The organism is Thermovenabulum sp. (assembly GCF_049701175.1).
In the GTDB taxonomy this organism is placed as follows: Bacteria; Bacillota; Thermosediminibacteria; order Thermosediminibacterales; family Thermosediminibacteraceae; genus Thermovenabulum.
In genome coordinates this window covers 1-18816 of record NZ_JBNATW010000005.1, presented here as the reverse complement: position 1 = coordinate 18816, position 18816 = coordinate 1, and the positions used below count along the sequence as shown (strand labels likewise).

The following is an 18816-nucleotide window of genomic DNA, read 5'->3' as shown; positions in this document are numbered from 1 at the left end:
TTTGGAAATAAATGATATTTTAAAAAAACTTCCAAAAATTGGAGATTTATTGATACACCCTGAAATTGAGAATTTAATTACCATATTCGGGAAAAATCTTGTCTTAAAATCTGTTCGTGAAGCTGTTGATGAGTTGAGGGAGTTTTTAATATCCTCCAATTTAAACGCGGAATTAAAAGAAAACATTTATAAAGACGAGTTAATAAAAGAGGCTGTGAGGATAACATTAAAAAAATTAGAAGTGAATAAAGCTTACAGTTTAAAAAAGGTTGTAAACGCAACCGGAGTAGTGCTTCATACAAATTTGGGGAGGGCGCCCCTTCCTAAGGAAGCCTTAGAAAATATTTATAAAATAGCTTCCGGTTATTCTAATTTAGAATACGAACTTGATGAAGGTGAAAGAGGGGAGAGATATTCCCATGTGAGACAGCTGTTGATAGAATTAACCGGTGCAGAGGATGCTATGGTGGTAAACAATAATGCCGGTGCTGTCCTCCTTTGCCTTTCAGCGCTCTCTCGAGGAAAGGAAGTTATAGTGTCTCGAGGTGAATTGATAGAAATAGGAGGTAGTTTCCGAATCCCCGAGGTAATGCTTCAAAGCGGAGCTAAGCTTGTAGAAGTTGGCACTACTAATAAAACGCACCTTTATGATTATGAAAGGGCTATTAATGAAAACACATCGCTCTTATTAAAGGTTCATACAAGTAATTATAAAATAATTGGATTCACTTCAAGCGTTGATAGGGTTGACTTAAAAAAATTAGGGGAAAAGTATAATCTACCTTTAATGGAAGATCTCGGGAGTGGTGTTTTAGTAGATTTGCGGAAATATGGGATACCCTATGAGCCGACTGTGCAGGACTCTGTAAAAGCAGGAGTGGATGTGGTTACCTTTAGCGGAGATAAATTGTTAGGAGGCCCTCAAGCAGGAATTGTTGTAGGAAAAAAAGAAATCATTGACAAAATTAAAAAGCATCCTTTAAACAGGGCATTGAGAATCGATAAACTGACGTTGTCATCTTTGGAAGCTGTTTTAAAAATTTATTTTGAAGGGAACCTTGATAAAATTCCTGTAATTAGAATGATATCTAAGGATATGGAAACATTAAAAGAAGATGCGGAAAAGTTAGCAAGCAGTTTAAACTCTATTTTAAATGAAAGGGGAAGAGCTATTGTTTTAGACGACCTTTCTGAAGTGGGGGGAGGGTCGCTTCCTGGTGTAGAATTACCTACGAAGGTGGTTGCTTTAAAGATTGATGGTTTAGGACCGGAAAAAATTGCACAAAAATTAAGGCTGGCGGAAATACCTGTTATCGGTAGGATAAAAAGAGATCAGTTTTTGCTTGATGTGAGAACAATGAGCGAGGACGACATAAAATATACTGTAGATATGGTGAGGAAGGTGCTATGGGAAACATAATAATCGGTACTGCAGGACATATTGATCATGGAAAAACTACATTGATCAAAGCTTTGACGGGAATAGATACCGATAGGCTAAAAGAAGAAAAAGAAAGAGGCATCACAATAGACTTGGGCTTTGCTTATTTTACTTTGCCTAATGGGAAAAAAGTTGGTATTGTGGATGTTCCGGGGCACGAAAAATTTGTAAAAAATATGCTGGCGGGTGTAGGTGGAATAGACCTTGTACTTCTTGTTATAGCAGCTGATGAAGGCATTATGCCTCAAACTAAAGAACACCTCAACATTTTGGAACTTTTAAATATCAAAAAGGGCATAATTGTTATCACTAAAAAAGATTTGGTTGATGAAGAATGGCTTGAGATGGTAATAGAAGAAGTGAAAGAAGAAGTAAAAACAACCTTTTTAAAAGATGCTCCGATTATTGCTGTTTCTTCAACGACAAAAGAGGGTTTAGATTTACTTATCGATAAGATACAAGAAATGACTCAAGAAGAGTTTGAAAAGGATATGGATTCTCCCTTTAGACTACCATTAGACAGGGTTTTTACTATAACCGGTATAGGAACTATAGTAACAGGTAGTTTGCTTTGTGGATGCGTTTCGGTTGGAGATGTGGTAGAGATTTTTCCAAAAGGTATAAAAAGTAAAGTAAGGTCTATAGAGGTACACGGAGAAAGCAAGGAAAGAGCTTTGGCTGGACAGCGCACAGCAATTAACCTTGCTGATGTTAAACCTGAGGATATTAAACGGGGAGATGTAATATCTTTACCCAATGCCATGCAGGCGGTAGAAAAAGCAATTATTTTAATTAAACTTTTAAGGGATGCGGAAAAACCTTTGAAAAATAGGGAGCGAATAAGGTTTCATGCAGGCACTGGTGAATATTTAGGAAGAATAAACTTACTTGATAGGGAAGAACTTTTGCCAGGAGAAGATGCTTATGCCTTAATACATTTTGAGGAAGATGTTCCGATTATTTTCGGAGATTATTTTGTAATAAGAAGGTATTCTCCAGTATATACAATTGGTGGTGGCAGGGTAATTTTCGTTAATCCCAACAGGGTAAAGAAAGAAAAAATACCAGTAGCATTAAACTACTTGGAAAATATTTTAAGGGGTGGTATAAAAGAATTTATTTTAGGTTACTTGGCTCTTTTTGGGAAACCCTATGTTTCGATTGAGGAATTGATTCCCTATATAGGGAAAAGTTTAAGTCAAATAAAAATTGCTGCAGATTCTCTTATTAGAGAAAATAAAGTTATTTTTATAAAAGCAGGTAGTGAGGATATAATTTGTGATATTGATTATTATAATACTTTGACAGAAGTTGCGAAGGGAATTGTTGAGAGCCATCATACTAAAATGCCTTTTAGTGAAGGGATTTCGAAAGAGGAATTGAAGAGCCGATTAAATTTGGAAGGCAAGATTTTTGAACAATTTTTATTAAAGTGGCTTCAGGATGGAATTTTTGAAAGCAGCGGGAAATGGATCAAAATAAAAGGATACACCATAACTTTGACTGATAAAGAAAAAGAATTGATAGACAAAATACTTAAAATCTATAAAGAAAAGGGATGGGCACCACCATTAGTAGAAGAAATTAACCAATTTATTACTGAAATAGATGGAGGAAAGATAAAATCTTTATTAAGTTACCTTGTTTTAGAGGGAAGTCTTATAAAAATCAATGAGGAAATATATATGGAGAAAAGTTGGGTTGAAAAAGCAAAGGATATATTAAGAAATTATTTTAAAGAAAATAAAGAACTCACTGTTGCTCAATTCAGAGACATGTTGTCCACTTCAAGAAAGTATGCCTTACCTTTACTCGAATATTTTGATGGTATTTACGTGACAAGAAGGATTAAAGATGTAAGGATTCCCGGCAGCAGGATAAACGAATAAAGAAGTTTACATTTAAAAATTTTTCTGGTATAATGAGGTCCGGGAGTAGATAGGTCCTGGTGGGCCTTCTGGTCTTCAAAACCAGCATCGGGGGCAAAACCTCCGAGGTGGGTTCGATTCCCACATACTCCCGCCAATTATGGCTAAATATATTAAGAAGAAAATGCCCATTATTAAGCAAAATACGCTTAATTATGGGCATTTTTTATTTTATTTTCCGATAAAATCAGTATTTAATAAATGGCATAAAAATTGCAATAATTAATTTAATAAGAAATATATAAACAATTAATTTTATAAAAAAGGAAAAGGAGGTATTAATAATGCTGTCACCTCATGAAGTGATACCTACCCTTGAAAAGTATATTTTGGTAGATGGTTTTCCCATAGTAATTGATTTGGAAAAGTCCTATGGCAGTCATATTGTAGATGCAAGAGATGGCACCGACTACCTTGATTTTTACACCTTTTTTGCATCTTCACCATTGGGATTAAACCACCCCAAACTTGCCAATGAGGAATTTAAGGAAAGAGTATTCAGGGCTGCGGTTAACAAGGTAGCTAATTCGGATATATACACTGTTGAAATGGCACAGTTTGTAAAAACTTTTATGGAAGTTGCTGCACCGGAAAATTATGTGCACCTTTTCTTAATAGATTACGGAACTTTAGCAGTAGAGAATGCACTAAAGGTTGCGATGGACTGGAAGGTGAGGAAAAATTTAGAAAGAGGTTATACTGAGAGTGCTCAAAAGGGAACAAAGGTTATACACTTTAAGGAGGCTTTTCACGGAAGGTCAGGTTATACCCTTTCCCTTACTAATATTGCAGACCCGAGAAAGAATATGTATTTTACGAAATTCAACGATTGGCCGAGGATAACAAATCCCAAGATAAAGTGGCCATTGGAGAAGCATTTGGACGAAGTGAAAAGGGCGGAAGAAGAAGCAATAAGCCAAATTAAAAAAGCTATAAGAGATAACCCTAATGATATATGTGCGATAATAATAGAGACGATACAGGGAGAGGGAGGAGATAACCACTTCAGGCCCGAGTTTTTGAAGGCATTGAGGGAGATATGTGATGAAAACGAGATAATGCTTATTTTTGATGAAGTGCAGTGCGGTATGGGCATAACCGGGAAGATGTGGGCATTTCAGCATTATGGGGTAGAGCCGGATGTATTTGCTTTCGGGAAAAAATCACAGGTATGCGGTATATTATCTACGAGGAGAGTAGATGAGGTAGAGAAAAACTGCTTTGTGGAAAGCAGCCGTATAAACTCCACATGGGGCGGGAATATAGTAGATATGGTTCGCTCAACAAGGATACTTGAAATTATAAAAGAGGACAATGTATTAGAACATGTAAACGAGGTATCAAAGGTTTTACATAAGTATTTACACGCATTAGAAGATGAATTTCCCGAATTGGTAAGCAATGTAAGATATAAAGGGTTAATGGCGGCTTTTGATTTTCCGAATCAGGAATTACGGGGTAAGTTTTTGAAATACTGCTTTGAAGAAAAACTTCTTGTTTTGCCGACAGGGGTAGTAGGGGTAAGGTTCAGGCCGATACTTACGGTTACGGAAGAAGATTTGACGGAAGGTTACAAACGCATGAAAAAGGTTTTAATAAGAATGAGAGAGGAAAACAAATAAAATGGGGCTGGAAAATGCCCCATTTTTTACTTGTATATGTTTTTAATTTTGTGGCATAATATAATAGCATAAGTATAATTTTAAGGGTCTTTTATAAAAAAAAATAAAAGAAAAAGAAGGAATTTTAAAATTTATGTAGAATATATAACATCCAGGCCCTTTGATGCCGCATTTTGCACTTATTTTTATTTATATTCTATAAATAAGGAGGAATGTAATTGAAGTTTGATCTATTAAATAAAACCTTTGCCTCCTTGATAGTTGCTTTTTTAATAATATTATCCGCGGCTTTGGGCTATTCTTATTTGGAAAAATCGGTGACTATAGTTGATGGAAATGAAGAGTTCAAAGTGAAAACCTTTTCTAATACTGTGGAAGAACTTTTAAAAGAACAAAAAATAACTTTGTCTAAGTATGATAAAGTAGAACCTTCACTCTCTAAAAAAATTAAGGAAAACGATAGAATAACTATCTTTAGAGCCTTTCCGGTTAAGATAATTGATGGAGGCAAGGAGGTTGTAGTAAACACTTTAGCGGATAGTGTAGAAAATATTATAAAAAATGCCAATATACCATTACATGAAAAAGACAAAGTATCTCCCCAAAGAAATGAGATAATTAAAAACCCAACGGAAATTAAAATAACAAGGGTTAATGAAAGGGTAGTTGAAGAAGTAAGGAAAATACCTTTTAAGACTGTAACAAGAATAGATTATAACTTGCATTTTGGAAAACAAAATATTATTCAAAAAGGTGAGGACGGAGAAGAAAAAGTTATTACTACAATAGTGTATGAAAATGGGAAGGTAGTAGAAAAAAATACAAAGAAGGTCGTAATTAAGCCTGCAAAGCCGCAAATAATCGTAAGAGGAGGCTTAATGGTTGCATCCCGTGGAGGAGTTGAGTTTGCCTACACAGCTAAGTATAGGATGTTGGCTACTGCTTATACCTATACTGGAAATTTAACAAGGATGGGTACAAAACCTCGAGTAGGAGTTGTTGCAGTAGACCCTGATGTAATTCCTTTGGGAAGTAAACTTTATATTGAAGGATATGGATTTGCAAGAGCAGAGGATACGGGAGGGGCTATCAAAGGAGAGAGGATAGATATTTTTGTAGAAAGTGAAGCGATTGCCCAAAGGTTTGGCAGGAGATGGGTTACAGTATATTTGCTAAAAGAATAGATAAATAAATTTTGATTATTAAAATCCTCCGGTTTTTAAAATCTACCGGCGGATTTATTTTAATAATGAAAATCGTTATCTCTGGAAAATTGACTTAAATATTTTATTTTTCTTTTATACCTTTTATACCTATTTATTCCTACCCTTATCCTAAACGGGATGTAAACAATAAGTAAAAGAATTAATACTTTAAACCAAAGATAAGTGGAAATTTTTCTTTTTACCTCATCTTTGGATACTAAGTCTATGCTACCTATTAATTTTTCTCCCTGATAGAAATTCAGTTTTCCAACTACAGCCCCTTTTTTCAAAGGGGCTTTAATTATTTTAGGGATATCTTTTTTGAAGGTTATTGGCTCATTATTATTTTTTTCTACTATGAAGCTAAAATCTTGGGAGGCTATGAGAGTTACTGGATTTCCATATTTTACGTTTATTATACCAATTTCTTCTCCCTTTTTGATTATATCCTTTCGTTCGAAATTATTGAAACCGTAATCCAACAAGGAAATGGCATCAGTGTAGATATTCTTACCTTGGGACTTTAAAACAACCGCAATGAGCTGCATTCCGTTCCGAGTTGCCGAGGCAACTATTGTCTGCCCTGCAGAAAGGGTATATCCTGTTTTCACGCCATCGGCACCCTCATAACGCCATAATAATTTATTATGGTTTATTAAAGTTCTGTCGTATTCTTTTCCCTGCCATGGTATATTCAAAGTTTTTGTTTTAACTATTTTGCTAAAAGTGGGATTGTTCAAAGCATAACGTGCAATCATTGCAAGGTCGTATGCAGTTGTGTAGTGGTTTTTATCGGGAAGGCCGCTTGGGTTAACAAAATTTGTATTTTTTGCACCTATTTCTTTAGCTTTTTCATTCATAAGTTTTACGAAGTCTTCAACACTACCGGAAATGTGTTCAGCAATGGCAACGGCAGCATCATTTGCGGAGTTAAGCATTAATGCGTATAGCATTTGTTCTAATGTAAGGGTTTCACCTACTTCTAAGTATATCCTCGAACCATCGGATTTAAATGCTCTTTCGCTTGTTGCAACTTTATCGTTTAAATTACCTTTTTCTAAGGCAATAATTGCGGTCATTATTTTTGTTGTACTTGCAGGTTCAAGGCAGAGGTGGGCATTTTTTTCATATAGCACTTTTCCCGTTTTAGCTTCAATAAGAATACCGGCAGTCCCTACAATATTTGGTTTATTATTTTGAGCAAAAGAAAAGTTATTTAAAAAGAACGTAAAAATAATAAGGAATGACCATATTTTCCCTTTCATGTGGCACCTCTTTTTAAAATCATTTGGGACGTGCAATTTTAGTATAACAAAAAATGAGATATGTTCCAAGGAGTTTAGTTTGTATAAAAAATAAAGAAAAAAATAAAATAAATAAAAGACAGGAGGGATTTTTCTGGATAACAGATTTTTTTATGCGGGGAAAATATTGAATTTGCAAAAAGATATTCAAAAACTTGAAGAATGTATTAAAACACTGGAAAGCGATTTAAATTCTCAATTACAGGAATCTCTTGTTAAATCTTCCATTTACATAAAATTACAGAAATTGTTAGATGAAATTGTGTTTTTCCTTTCATACATAAGTAATGGTCAGGGTAATAAAAAACAAAAGGATGAGCTAATTAAAGCTATTAAGTATAAGTTCATTCAAATAATAATTTTATTGTTTGAAGAAACCCATAAAAGTATGTTAAAATCTGCCGAATTGATGAACTTTGTAGAAGAAGAATTGATATTGGTATTAAACATAGAAAAATTATACAAGAAATTAGAAGAAATTGAAAAAAAGCTTAGGGAGGAATAGGTTTGCTTAAAACATTTTTAATTCTTTCGTTAAGATCCACCGTATTATTTTTTGTAAGCCTTTTAATTGTCAGGTTTATGGGTAAAAGGACAATTGCACAGCTCTCCCCTTTTGATTTAATAGTGATAATAATAATGGGTTCAGCTATAGCAATACCGCTGGAAGATAAAAAAATACACCTAAACTACGGTATAGTGCCCGTGGTAGTTATGTCATTGCTAAATTATCTTATTTCCATTGTTATTTCAAAAAACAGGGTTTTTGAAAACATCCTTCAGGGAACATCAACGGTGCTCGTTAGAGATGGAGAAGTTATTATAAGGAATCTAAAAAAAGAAAGGATAACTATGGCAGACCTTATGATACTTTTAAGGGAACAAAATATTTCAAATATTAACGATGTGGAAGAGGCAACAATTGAACCCAATGGAAAACTCAGCATTATATTGAAAAAAGATAAACAACCCGTAACACCAAAGGATCTTGGGCTTTCTGCAACTGAAGGCATTTTTAGGACTGTTGTGGTGAGCAATGGTGAGGTTGTTAAAAACAGCTTGGATATGGCAAATGTAGGGATAGAGCAGCTTTTTTCAGAACTTAAGAAAAGAGGTATTAATAGATTGGATGAGCTTGAGAAGGTTTGGATTGACGAAAATGGGAAAATTACTTTTGAATTAAGCTCTGAAAGGAGATAGGTTTATGAAGAAAAGAAACGATGGATTTTTTGGGAAGCTAAATGTAAGTGCGGATGAGATCAAAAGAGAATATGGAGTAGACCTATACCTTTTTCTCGATGCGGTTGCTTTGGGTTTAAGCGATGAGGAGATTTCTGAAATGATCGGATATGATTTGGCAACGGTTAAGAAAGTGAGAAAAAAACTGGGAAATGTGGGAAGCGAGATAGGTCTTACCTATAAAAAAGACCTACCAAGCTGATTATTATTTTTTATTTCATAATTTTGGAAATAATTTTATTGATATTGTTAAAAAATTGACAAAACATATATTATAACTTATAATTATAATGTGTTCTTGTATTTTTTATAAAGGAGTGTTTTTATGCGAAAATTAAGTGTTTGTGTTGGAAGCTCATGTCATTTAAAGGGTGCTTATGATATAATAAAAATATTCGAGAAAATGATAAAAGAAAACAAGCTTGAAGACGAGATAGAGCTTAGTGCTGAATTTTGCTGCGGAAATTGTACGCGTCCTGTATCGGTGAAAATAGATAATGGTGATCCTTTTTCAGTTACCCGTGAAGGTGCCTATGACTTTTTTAAAAAACATTTCTTGGAGGAGTAGATTTTGGAGGTTATAAATTTTGCCCGCGCTAACTGCAAAAATTGTTATAAATGTGTAAGAAACTGTCCGGTAAAGGCCATAAAGGTTAGGGATGGGCAGGCGGAAATTGTTTTTGAAAGGTGCATAACCTGCGGAACCTGTCTTATTAATTGTCCTCAAAACGCTAAAACTGTAAAAAGCGACATAGAAAAGGTTCATGAGATATTAAAAGAGGAAAAGGTAGCGGTAAGTCTTGCACCTTCTTTTGCTGGAGTTTTTAATGACATAAGCCCTGAAGATTTCATCCAAACTTTGAAGGAATTCGGATTTAAAAACATCTTCCCTACTTCTTACGGTGCAATTTTAATAGCAAAGAGTTATGCTAATTATTATAATGATAGGCAAAGAAGCATTATAATTTCATCTGCTTGTCCTGCATCCAATTATTTGATTCAAAAATATTACCCAGAATTGGTGCCCTTTCTTATCCCGGTGGTCTCACCTATGATCGCCCATGGAAAATACTTGAAAAAGGTTAAAGGCTATTCAAAAGTAATTTTCATTGGGCCTTGCCTTGCAAAAAAGATGGAAGCCCAAGAATTCCAAGGGGTAATTGATGCGGTTGTAACCTTTGAAGAAATAAAAAAATTGTTTGAAGGTAAAGGAATGGTTTCTGAGGAGGAAAAGAAGGAACAAGAGAAACAAATTATTTCCATAAAAGATGAAGCGGCTCTCTATCCTGTGCCGGGTGAAACGATTAAAACCTTTGCACCTTATCTAAAAGAGAGGTGGAGAAAAGAAATCTCTGTAGACGGAGTAAATGAATTAATAGAAATTTTTGAGGAAATAAAGAAAGGCTATTTAAAGGATTTATATATCGAAGCAAATGCTTGTAAGGGCGGATGCAGCAATGGTCCGGCTACAGGAGACAAGAATAAGGATAAATTTATCAAATTGGAGAAAATTAAGGATTTTGCAGCAAAAATAAAAAATAATTATGATTTTAGAGAAAGCAGTGAAGAGCTTCATATTGGAGAATTTTCCAAAAAGTTTGAAGCGATTAAGATAATAAAGAAGATGCCCACTGAAGAAGAAATCAGAAATATATTGAAGAAAATAGGGAAATACAGTAAAAAGGACGAACTTAACTGCGGTGCCTGTGGGTATGATTCCTGCAGAGAAAAAGCAATTGCAGTGTATAATGGAATGGCAGAAATATATATGTGCATGCCTTATATGAGGGCAAGGGCAGAGTCCATTTCTGGATTGATTATAGATTCTACCCCTAATGCCATAATAGCGGTAAATAAAAAGATGGAAATCCAGGAATTCAATCCTGCTGCAGAAAAAATGTTTAATAAATCTAAAGAGGAAATTATCGGCATGCCTTTGAATTATCTTTTTGATGACAGTGATTTTCGCTTTGTTGCCAATTTTAAAGAAAATATAATTGCAAAAAAGGTAAAATTGCCGGATTATGGCTTGACAACCCTGCAGAGCATTTACTTTTTAAATGATCATGACTTGATTATAGGTATTATATCCGATATTACAAAACAGGAGGAAGACAGGATAAGAAATATTGAAATAAAGAAGAAAACCTTAGAGACAACACAGCAAGTTATAGAGAAACAAATGAGGGTGGCTCAGGAAATTGCAAGTGTTCTTGGAGAAACTACTGCTGAAACCAAAATGCTTTTGAATAAAATTAAAAATATTTTAAAGGGAGAACTTCCCGATGAATAATATCCTGTTTCGTACAGAAATTTATTTTGAAAGCATAAACAAATACGGTGAAGAACTTTGCGGAGATAAGGTAGAAGTAATTAAAACACCGGAAAAGACAATTTTTGTTATGGCGGATGGTTTAGGAAGTGGTGTAAAAGCAAATATTTTAGCAACACTTACAACAAAGATTGCTGCCACTATGCTTAAAGAAGGGGCTTCTGTTGAAGAAACGGTAAAAACCATTATAGCTACACTACCGGTATGTAAGGTTAGAAAAATTGCTTATTCAACCTTTACAATTATAGAAATATCCTCTAATGGGAAATGTTCAATCATTGAATACGATAATCCTCCCGTATTTTTTTTGCGGGAAGGAAGGGTGCAAAAAATTCCGGTTAATTTTCTTGAAATTGAGGGAAAAATTTTAAAGGAGTCTTTTTTAGAATTAAAAGAAGAGGATTTATTAGTTGTCGTAAGTGATGGTATAGTACACGCAGGTATTGGTGGCATCCTAAATTTGGGCTGGCAATGGGAAAATATTGCTGATTATTTAGAAAAAGTTATAAAAAATGAAACAAAACCTGCAGAGATAGTTAAATTGCTGATAACCATCACCAACAATTTTTATTTAGATAAGGCAGGTGATGATGCAACTTGCGCAGCAATAAAAGTTGTTGCTCCCAACCGATTGACCGTAATTGCAGGTCCACCTGCAAACCCTGAAGATGATTTGAAAGCAGTAAAGTGTTTTATGGAAAACAAAGGGAAAAAGGTGGTTTGCGGGGGGACTACTGCTCAAATTGTTGCAAAGATCCTAAATAAACAGTTAGTGACATCCACCGAATTTATTGACCCGCAGGTTCCACCCGCAGCCCATATTGATGGTATCGATCTTGTCACTGAGGGAGTACTCACCTTAGCTAAAACCCTTGAAAAATTAAATAATATTGCTGAAGGAAAAATTCAACTGAAAGAGTTGATACATCATAAAAAAATGGACGCTGCTATGCGTCTTGCACTTATGCTTTATGAGGCAACAGATATAACTTTTATTATAGGAAGTGCTGTAAATCCAGCCCATCAAAACCCAGATTTCCCCAAAAACCTTTCAATTAAACAAAACGTTATCGGTAGTATAATAAATATTTTAAAAAAAATGGGTAAATTCGTAGATGTTAAAAATTTTTAGTTTTGTTTATCTTCCATTTTAATTTTTGCATCCTTCCTAAAACCGGGAGGATATTTTTTATACTGTTTTTTTTGAGAGCTTACTTCTCTTGGATTTGGCCTGCCTGCAGGCTTATATATATTTGAGCCGATTTCGGTATTTGCAAAGGTTTTTCTCGTTGCAAATAGTTTTTTCTTTAAAGACATTTTTTGGTCCTCCCATTAATATCAAAATCATTATCACGATTGGTCAAGGTTTTCTAAAACCTCATCAAAAAGATCAATGTTACACCTTCCATTAACCCAATGGATACAAGTGTCACACCTTACATTTTCTTCGTTTTCTTCCAAGTTTGTCATTGTCTCAATAGGAGCATAACCAGGACAATTTTTGCCGACGCTTTCAAGCTGCTGCCTGCTTACCATTTTATGTTCCTCCTTCGTATAAATTTTCATTTATATTTTTTGGATTTTATAAAAATATATTTATGCATTTCTTGGAAGAAAAAAGTCATGAAAAAAATATTTACAGCGAAAAATAGATATAATATAATTAAAAACAATGAGAACTGTAGAATCAAAAAAATTAGCCAAAAAGAAGGGAGGCGTTTTTATGCCTTTATACGAATATATTTGCAAGGACTGCGGAAATAAATTTGAAGAATTGAGGAAGGCAAATGAAGCCGATTTACCAATTGAATGTCCAAAATGTAAAAGTAAAAATACAAAAAAAGCTTTTTCCTTGTTTGGTACATCCGGCGGATCTTCAAGCACTACTGCTTCATCAGCACCCGTGAGAAAATTTGGCTGAGCATCCTGTTAAAACCCCTGTAAGGGGTTATATTTTTTTATTGTAGGCATTTTTATTATCTGCTAAAATTAAAAAAAACAGTAAAAGAAAGGGATTCTTATGGAACTTTCTGAGATACTTGAAAACCTGAAAAAGAAGGACTCCTTTATAAAAAATGTGACCTGCTGGAAGGTAATTCCCAGCAGAAAAGGGGAATATGTTCCTTTTCCAGATTGTATTGATAAAAGACTTGTCAATGTTCTTTTAGATAAGGGTATTAAAAGCCTTTATTCTCATCAAAGAAAGGCAATTGACGAAGTAATGAAAGGCAACAATGTAGTGGTTGTCACTCCCACAGCTTCAGGAAAAACTTTATGCTACAATATTCCTGTTTTAAATGAAGTTTTAAGGGATGCTAATTCAAGAGCCCTATTCCTTTTCCCTACAAAAGCCCTTTCTCAAGACCAGGTTTCGGAGCTTTTAGAACTGATCGAAGGGATTGGGGAGAATATAAAAACTTATACCTATGACGGGGATACACCTCAAGATGCAAGGGTACTAATTAGAAGGGATGGCCATATAGTAGTGACAAATCCTGACATGCTTCATACGGGCATTCTCCCCCATCACACAAAATGGATAAAGCTTTTTTCAAATTTAAAGTATGTGGTGATTGATGAACTTCATACATATAGGGGTGTATTTGGAAGCCATACAGCAAATGTTATAAGAAGGTTAAAAAGAATATGCCGGTTTTACGGTTCAAATCCTCAATTTATCCTGTGCTCCGCTACAATAGCAAATCCCGGGGAATTAGCAGAAAAGTTGATTGAAGAAAAGGTTAAAGTTATTGATGAAAACGGGGCGCCCTCGGGTGAAAAAAATATCATATTTTACAACCCTCCCATAGTAAACAGGCAGCTTGGTATTAGGAAAAGCAGCATACTGGAGGCTAAAAATTTAGCTTTAGAATTTCTAAGAAAAGATATTAAAACAATAATTTTTGCAAAAAGCCGGCTTGCGGTTGAACTTATTTTAACGTATATAAGGGAAGGGTTAAATGAAAATCCCCTTTTTAAATCCTCTATAAAAGGTTATAGGGGTGGATACCTCCCAAAGGAAAGAAGGGAAATTGAAAAGGGGTTGAGGGATGGAGAAATAAAAGGGGTAGTAAGTACTAATGCTTTAGAACTTGGCATTGACATAGGAAGCTTGGATGTGAGCTTAATTACGGGATATCCAGGTACGGTTGCAAGTACATGGCAGCAAATGGGAAGGGCAGGGAGGAGAAACTCCAATTCCTGTTCAATACTAATAGCTTCAAGCAATCCATTAGACCAGTATATAATTAATCATCCAGATTATTTTTTTGAATCCCCTCCCGAATCGGGGCTTATAAATCCAGATAACCTTTATATTTTGGTGAGTCATATAAAATGCGCTGCTTTTGAGCTTCCCTTTGAAGATGGAGAGAAGTTCGGAAATGCCCCTACACAAGAGTTCCTTAAATTTTTAGAAGGGGAAGGTATATTAAGGCATGTAGGTGGCCGTTGGCACTGGATGTCTGAGGCTTTCCCGGCCGAAGAGGTGAGCCTGCGCAGTGCCAGCATGGAAAACTTTGTAGTTATAGATATTACAACAACACCGCGGGTTATAGGGGAAGTGGATAGGGCAAGCGCCCCCATGCTTATTCATGAGGAAGCTATTTATATACATGATGGTCAACAGTATCAGGTGGAAAAATTGGATTACGAAGAAAAAAAAGCCTACGTCCGGAAGGTGGATGTAGATTATTATACAGATGCTAGCGTATCAATAAATATTAAGGTACTTGATGTCTTAAAGCAGGATTTTATTAATTCAATATCGAAAAAATACTTTGGAGAAGTTCTCGTGACAACACTTGCAACTATGTTTAAGAAGATAAAACTTTTTACTCATGAAAATGTGGGTGCAGGTCCTATAAAATTACCTCCAGAAGAAATGCATACAACAGCGTTCTTTTTCACTTTTGAGGATAAAGAATTGGATCCGGAAAAAATACAGCAGGGTTTATTGGGACTCTGCAATGTATTGGTAAACCTTGCGCCTTTGTATTTAATGTGCGATCCCAAAGACATCAGGGGGGTTGTTGAAATAAAATCACCTTTTTCAAAGCAGCCTACAATTTATATATTTGATAATTATCCTGGAGGAGTCGGTTTTGCAGAAAAACTTTACGATATTGATAAGACTTTGCTTAAAGCAGCAAGACAGGCTATTTTAGAATGTACCTGTGATGAAGGTTGTCCTTCCTGCGTGGGTCCTGTTGAAGATGTAGGATACTATGCAAAGGAAAGTGCCCTTGAGATTATCCAGGGGGTGCTTGGGGATTGAACTTAACCGAAAAATTGAAAGCTTTTGTCGGAAGTTCGAAGGGCAAAATAGAAAAGGATGAAAAGGGTAAAAAATATTATTGGCTTTTAGAAAAAATAAAAGGGGAAGTTGTCAAAACACAATATGGTGAGCATATTGAAAAAACTGTTGTTTATGGGAAACAATATGAACATTCAGGGTTAAAGCTTTCTAAAATATTAGAAATCCCCTTTGATGAGCTGGATGCAATATTCAACAATAAACATAAAGGCATGGATATTTTAAGAACGGCTTTTTTGGACACAGAAACCACCGGACTTGCAGGAGGGTCAGGGACCTATGCTTTTTTAATAGGAGTAGGTTTTTTTGAAAAAAACTGCTTTAAAATACTGCAGTTTTTTATGCCCGATTATTCAGAGGAAGCATCAATACTGGTAAGGCTTAACAATGTATTGTCCGAGTTTGAATTTCTTATAACATTTAACGGCAAAGTCTATGACATTCCCCTTTTAAATACAAGATATGTCATTAATAAATTAGATTCTCCTTTAAAAGAAATACATAATTTAGATTTGCTGACAGCTTGTAGGAAAATATTTAAAAAAAGGTTAAAAAGTGTAGCGTTGAGTAATTTAGAAAAACAACTTTTGTATATGGAGAGAGAAAATGACATTCCCGGTTTTTTGATTCCTTCGGTGTATTTTAATTATTTAAGGACTGGAGAAATTGACGGTTTATTGCCCATTTTTTATCACAATCAGAAAGACATTCTTTCAATGGTAAATCTACTTTATGCTGTTTTTGATGTAGTGAAAAATCCTTTGTATTCTCATATTTGCAGGGATGAAGATTATATCTGTATAGGAAAGTTATATGAGGATAGAGGAGATTTCGAAAAAAGCATTGAATGCTATAAAAAAGCCCTTGAAACAGAGAGTGTAAAAAAAGAGGCTTACGTGAGACTTTCCCTTCTTTATAAAAAATTAAATATGTGGGATAAAGCTGTAGACCTTTGGATGGAAATGGTAAATAAAAATATTGACCCTGTATTTGCATTAGAGGAACTTGCAAAATATTTTGAGCACAAAGAAAAAAATTATGAAGAAGCTGTAAAGGCTGCCGAAAAAGCCCTTTCAATTTTAATGATAAAAAAAAGATTACTTCATATTGATGATAATAAGATCTTTGATTTTAAGAAAAGGCTTGAGAGGTTAAAGGGTAAAAAATCCAAAGCTATCGGACAAATTTATTTACTATAAAGTTATTTTTAAATGAATGAAAATTATTATATTTATAATAAAACAAAGGAACTTTAAAAAACTTAAAAAATACAAAAGAGGAGGTATAATTTTATGAAAGAGGCCCTTTTAATGGCGGCTCAGCTGATGTCTGTTTCTGCTAGAACGGCTCCAAAGGCTGCGGGAAAAGATTTTGTAGAAATCAAGATTATCGAAGGTGAAGATATCAAAAAATTGGCTGAGGAAATGAAGGAGTATGGGAAAACAACTGGAAAAGCAAATTTTGATAGGGACGGAAAGAATGTAGAAGATTCGGACGTAGTTCTTTTAATATCTTTAAAAGATGCAAAGCCCCTTGGGCTGAATTGTGGAGCGTGCGGATACCCTGAATGTTCAAAACTTCCTCCTGCTGCTGAAGGCCCGGAATTTAAAGGCCCAATATGTGCTTGGAGGCTCATGGATTTAGGCATTGCTATGGGCTCTGCGGTAAAGACTGCGAGCATTTTGAATGTAGACAATAGAATAATGTACAGAATAGGAGTGTTGGCAAGAAAAATGGGATTGATTGAAGGCGAAGTTGTTGTGGGTATTCCTCTTTCGGCAACCGGAAAAAATATATACTTTGATAGAAAATAAATAGAAAAATAGAAAATAACATTAAGATAATTTTCTATAAAAAATCTTTACTGCTTTTTTAAAAAAGTATATTTAATTTTTTGCTCCATTATGCTTTAATATACATAACGACTGTAATAAATACGGAGAGTCTCTATTTACACCTGATGCAGGTAAAGATGAGAAAAAGCTTGATTTATGATAAGTCGAGGGATTAAGTATGAGTACAATCTTGGAGGGTTTAAAGAAAGGCTTAATAATGCTTTTTTCCTTTGATAGGGAAGTTTACTCTATAGCTTTTTTTTCCCTTAAAGTTTCCATTACTGCAACAATTATCAGCGTAATTATTGCTTTTCCCATATCAATGTTTTTAGCCCTTAAGGATTTTCCCGGGAAAAAAGTGGTAATTAGTTTGGTAAATTTAGGTATGAGCCTTCCGCCTACGGTAGTGGGCTTATGGGTAAGCCTGTTGCTTTGGCGAAGCGGCCCCTTGGGGATATTAAAATTAATTTATACCCCAACTGCTATTATTATTGCTCAAACAGTAATTGCAACTCCTATAGTTTTATCCCTCACAACAGCTGCTTTTCAGCAATTGGATAAAAAATTAAAATGGCAGATAATGTCGCTCGGAGCGACTCCACTTCAATTAATGTATTTGATGGTTAGAGAAGCCCGCTATTCTCTTATGGCTGCAGTTATGGCAGGATTTGGAGGTGCAATTTCAGAAGTGGGTGCTTCCATGATGGTTGGAGGTAACATTGAAGGCTACACCCGCGTTTTGACCACAGCAATAGTTTTGGAGACAAGTAAAGGCAACTTTGATACAGCCCTTGCCCTTAGCATTATATTGATGGTTTTATCCTACCTGGCTACTTTCTGGCTCACCCTTATTCAGCAGCGGAGGTATTAGAAAATGTTTGTTATTGAGGGATATGACCTTTTGGTAAAATCTAAGGATAAAGTTATTTTGGATATTGATGAAATAAAAATCCCAAAAGGCAGCGTTTTTGCCTGCATAGGTCCAAATGGAGCAGGGAAAAGCACACTTATTAGAATATTAGCCCTTTTGCAGGCTCCACAAAAAGGAGAAATATTTTTTAATGGAGAAAAAGTGAGGCCAAAGAATATTATAAACATACGAAGGAAAATGTCTGTGGTCTTCCAGGAGGCACTGTTATTAGATGCCACGGTAAAGGAAAATATCATTCTGGGTTTGAAAATAAGAGGAATAAATCCAAATGTAGCAGAAAAAAAAGCAAAATACTGGATGGAGAAGTTTAATATTTTACATCTTGAAAAAAAGTGGGCAAAAGTACTTTCAGGAGGGGAAGCAAAAAGGGTAAGTTTAGCAAGAGCCTTTGCTTTAGAACCGGAAATAATTTTTTTAGATGAACCCTTTACAAACTTAGATAGTTACAATAAAAAAAGTTTGTTGAATGAACTTTCAGAAATCCTAAAGGGAACAGCTACTACAACTTTTTTTGTAAGTCATGATATGGATGAAATATCATTATTGGCTGATAAAGGTATAGTTTTAAACGAAGGAAGAATAATAAAGGAAGGCAAAATTTATGAAATTATTAGATAGTGTAAAATATTTTTAGGTCAAAAAGGAGGAAAAAGCAGAAAAAATG

General features: G+C 34.8%; 19 protein-coding genes and 1 tRNA gene. 17 read left to right on the top strand and 3 right to left on the bottom strand.

Translation table 11 applies throughout. The annotated features are described in order from the left end of the window. Position 1: 1 nt before the first annotated feature. The 5 genes from selA (at position 2) to ACPLVF_RS02525 (ending at position 6175) form a co-directional block, all read left to right on the top strand. Positions 2-1420: an L-seryl-tRNA(Sec) selenium transferase gene (gene selA, locus ACPLVF_RS02545; RefSeq protein ID WP_424906260.1), complete on the top strand. Its 1419-nt coding sequence runs from the start codon at positions 2-4 to the stop codon at positions 1418-1420. Further along, positions 1408-3330, top strand: a complete 1923-nt coding sequence (gene selB, locus ACPLVF_RS02540) for a selenocysteine-specific translation elongation factor (protein ID WP_424906259.1) — start codon at positions 1408-1410, stop codon at positions 3328-3330. Before selA ends, selB begins: the two co-directional genes overlap by 13 nt. A 41-nt stretch (positions 3331-3371) precedes the next feature. Next, positions 3372-3466 (top strand) — tRNA-Sec (locus ACPLVF_RS02535). Positions 3467-3653: 187 nt separating this feature from the next. Further along, on the top strand, positions 3654-4991 hold the full coding sequence (gene lat / locus ACPLVF_RS02530) for an L-lysine 6-transaminase (protein ID WP_424906258.1): 1338 nt from the start codon (positions 3654-3656) through the stop codon (positions 4989-4991). Positions 4992-5209: 218 nt separating this feature from the next. Beyond that, positions 5210-6175, top strand: a complete 966-nt coding sequence (locus tag ACPLVF_RS02525; RefSeq protein ID WP_424906257.1) for a ubiquitin-like domain-containing protein — start codon at positions 5210-5212, stop codon at positions 6173-6175. A gap of 59 nt (positions 6176-6234) precedes the next feature. Here the strand turns inward: ACPLVF_RS02525 and ACPLVF_RS02520 are convergent, their stop codons facing one another. Further along, a complete protein-coding gene (locus tag ACPLVF_RS02520; protein ID WP_424906256.1) occupies positions 6235-7461 on the bottom strand; it encodes a D-alanyl-D-alanine carboxypeptidase family protein in 1227 nt (408 codons plus the stop codon). A 166-nt stretch (positions 7462-7627) separates the two neighbouring features. Here ACPLVF_RS02520 and ACPLVF_RS02515 point away from each other — a divergent pair, with 166 nt between their 5' ends. From ACPLVF_RS02515 to ACPLVF_RS02490, 6 genes are all read left to right on the top strand, one after another. After that, positions 7628-8005 (top strand): hypothetical protein, encoded by a 378-nt coding sequence (locus ACPLVF_RS02515; RefSeq protein WP_424906255.1) that lies wholly within the window; start codon positions 7628-7630, stop codon positions 8003-8005. 2 nt (positions 8006-8007) lie between these two features. Then, positions 8008-8700: a DUF421 domain-containing protein gene (locus ACPLVF_RS02510; RefSeq protein WP_424906254.1), complete on the top strand. Its 693-nt coding sequence runs from the start codon at positions 8008-8010 to the stop codon at positions 8698-8700. Positions 8701-8704: 4 nt separating this feature from the next. Then, positions 8705-8941, top strand: a complete 237-nt coding sequence (locus tag ACPLVF_RS02505) for a hypothetical protein (RefSeq protein WP_424906253.1) — start codon at positions 8705-8707, stop codon at positions 8939-8941. A 123-nt stretch (positions 8942-9064) separates the two neighbouring features. Beyond that, entirely contained in the window at positions 9065-9307 is a 243-nt protein-coding gene (locus tag ACPLVF_RS02500) for a (2Fe-2S) ferredoxin domain-containing protein (protein WP_424906252.1), read from the top strand. Positions 9308-9310: 3 nt separating this feature from the next. Further along, positions 9311-11032: a [Fe-Fe] hydrogenase large subunit C-terminal domain-containing protein gene (locus tag ACPLVF_RS02495; protein ID WP_424906251.1), complete on the top strand. Its 1722-nt coding sequence runs from the start codon at positions 9311-9313 to the stop codon at positions 11030-11032. Beyond that, positions 11025-12203 (top strand): SpoIIE family protein phosphatase, encoded by a 1179-nt coding sequence (locus tag ACPLVF_RS02490; protein WP_424906250.1) that lies wholly within the window; start codon positions 11025-11027, stop codon positions 12201-12203. The genes ACPLVF_RS02495 and ACPLVF_RS02490 overlap by 8 nt, the downstream gene beginning before the upstream one ends. On the opposite strand, the gene ACPLVF_RS02485 is transcribed toward ACPLVF_RS02490, so the two are convergent. Together ACPLVF_RS02485 and ACPLVF_RS02480 are read right to left on the bottom strand one after the other, a co-directional pair. Next, complete coding sequence (locus ACPLVF_RS02485) at positions 12200-12388, bottom strand: hypothetical protein (RefSeq protein ID WP_424906249.1); 189 nt, start codon at positions 12386-12388, stop codon at positions 12200-12202. The genes ACPLVF_RS02490 and ACPLVF_RS02485 overlap by 4 nt on opposite strands. 33 nt (positions 12389-12421) lie before the next feature. Continuing rightward, positions 12422-12607, bottom strand: coding sequence for a hypothetical protein (locus ACPLVF_RS02480; protein ID WP_424906248.1), 186 nt, complete (start codon positions 12605-12607; stop codon positions 12422-12424). A gap of 187 nt (positions 12608-12794) precedes the next feature. On the opposite strand from ACPLVF_RS02480, the gene ACPLVF_RS02475 reads away from it, so the two are divergent. The 6 genes from ACPLVF_RS02475 to ACPLVF_RS02450 all read left to right on the top strand — a co-directional run bounded on the left by ACPLVF_RS02475 (position 12795) and on the right by ACPLVF_RS02450 (position 18770). Further along, positions 12795-12992, top strand: coding sequence for an FmdB family zinc ribbon protein (locus ACPLVF_RS02475; protein ID WP_424906247.1), 198 nt, complete (start codon positions 12795-12797; stop codon positions 12990-12992). A 99-nt stretch (positions 12993-13091) separates the two neighbouring features. Next, positions 13092-15347, top strand: coding sequence for a DEAD/DEAH box helicase (locus tag ACPLVF_RS02470; protein ID WP_424906246.1), 2256 nt, complete (start codon positions 13092-13094; stop codon positions 15345-15347). Further along, complete coding sequence (locus ACPLVF_RS02465) at positions 15344-16585, top strand: ribonuclease H-like domain-containing protein (RefSeq protein ID WP_424906245.1); 1242 nt, start codon at positions 15344-15346, stop codon at positions 16583-16585. Before ACPLVF_RS02470 ends, ACPLVF_RS02465 begins: the two co-directional genes overlap by 4 nt. 93 nt (positions 16586-16678) lie before the next feature. Beyond that, a complete protein-coding gene (locus ACPLVF_RS02460; RefSeq protein ID WP_424906244.1) occupies positions 16679-17200 on the top strand; it encodes a ferredoxin domain-containing protein in 522 nt (173 codons plus the stop codon). A 199-nt stretch (positions 17201-17399) separates the two neighbouring features. Beyond that, positions 17400-18092: an ABC transporter permease gene (locus tag ACPLVF_RS02455; protein ID WP_424906243.1), complete on the top strand. Its 693-nt coding sequence runs from the start codon at positions 17400-17402 to the stop codon at positions 18090-18092. A 3-nt stretch (positions 18093-18095) separates the two neighbouring features. Continuing rightward, on the top strand, positions 18096-18770 hold the full coding sequence (locus ACPLVF_RS02450) for an energy-coupling factor ABC transporter ATP-binding protein (protein ID WP_424906242.1): 675 nt from the start codon (positions 18096-18098) through the stop codon (positions 18768-18770). The last annotated feature ends 46 nt before the right edge of the window (positions 18771-18816 follow it).

Excerpts from the sequence above, each read along its gene's own strand:
- selB (WP_424906259.1), top strand. The coding sequence starts at position 1,408 with ATGGGAAACATAATAATCGGTACTGCAGGACATATTGATCATGGAAAA.
- lat (WP_424906258.1), top strand. The coding sequence starts at position 3,654 with ATGCTGTCACCTCATGAAGTGATACCTACCCTTGAAAAGTATATTTTG.
- ACPLVF_RS02520 (WP_424906256.1), bottom strand. The coding sequence starts at position 7,461 with ATGAAAGGGAAAATATGGTCATTCCTTATTATTTTTACGTTCTTTTTA.
- ACPLVF_RS02505 (WP_424906253.1), top strand. The coding sequence starts at position 8,705 with ATGAAGAAAAGAAACGATGGATTTTTTGGGAAGCTAAATGTAAGTGCG.
- ACPLVF_RS02500 (WP_424906252.1), top strand. The coding sequence starts at position 9,065 with ATGCGAAAATTAAGTGTTTGTGTTGGAAGCTCATGTCATTTAAAGGGT.
- ACPLVF_RS02490 (WP_424906250.1), top strand. The coding sequence starts at position 11,025 with ATGAATAATATCCTGTTTCGTACAGAAATTTATTTTGAAAGCATAAAC.
- ACPLVF_RS02485 (WP_424906249.1), bottom strand. The coding sequence starts at position 12,388 with ATGTCTTTAAAGAAAAAACTATTTGCAACGAGAAAAACCTTTGCAAAT.
- ACPLVF_RS02480 (WP_424906248.1), bottom strand. The coding sequence starts at position 12,607 with ATGGTAAGCAGGCAGCAGCTTGAAAGCGTCGGCAAAAATTGTCCTGGT.
- ACPLVF_RS02475 (WP_424906247.1), top strand. The coding sequence starts at position 12,795 with ATGCCTTTATACGAATATATTTGCAAGGACTGCGGAAATAAATTTGAA.
- ACPLVF_RS02470 (WP_424906246.1), top strand. The coding sequence starts at position 13,092 with ATGGAACTTTCTGAGATACTTGAAAACCTGAAAAAGAAGGACTCCTTT.
- ACPLVF_RS02460 (WP_424906244.1), top strand. The coding sequence starts at position 16,679 with ATGAAAGAGGCCCTTTTAATGGCGGCTCAGCTGATGTCTGTTTCTGCT.
- ACPLVF_RS02455 (WP_424906243.1), top strand. The coding sequence starts at position 17,400 with ATGAGTACAATCTTGGAGGGTTTAAAGAAAGGCTTAATAATGCTTTTT.
- ACPLVF_RS02450 (WP_424906242.1), top strand. The coding sequence starts at position 18,096 with ATGTTTGTTATTGAGGGATATGACCTTTTGGTAAAATCTAAGGATAAA.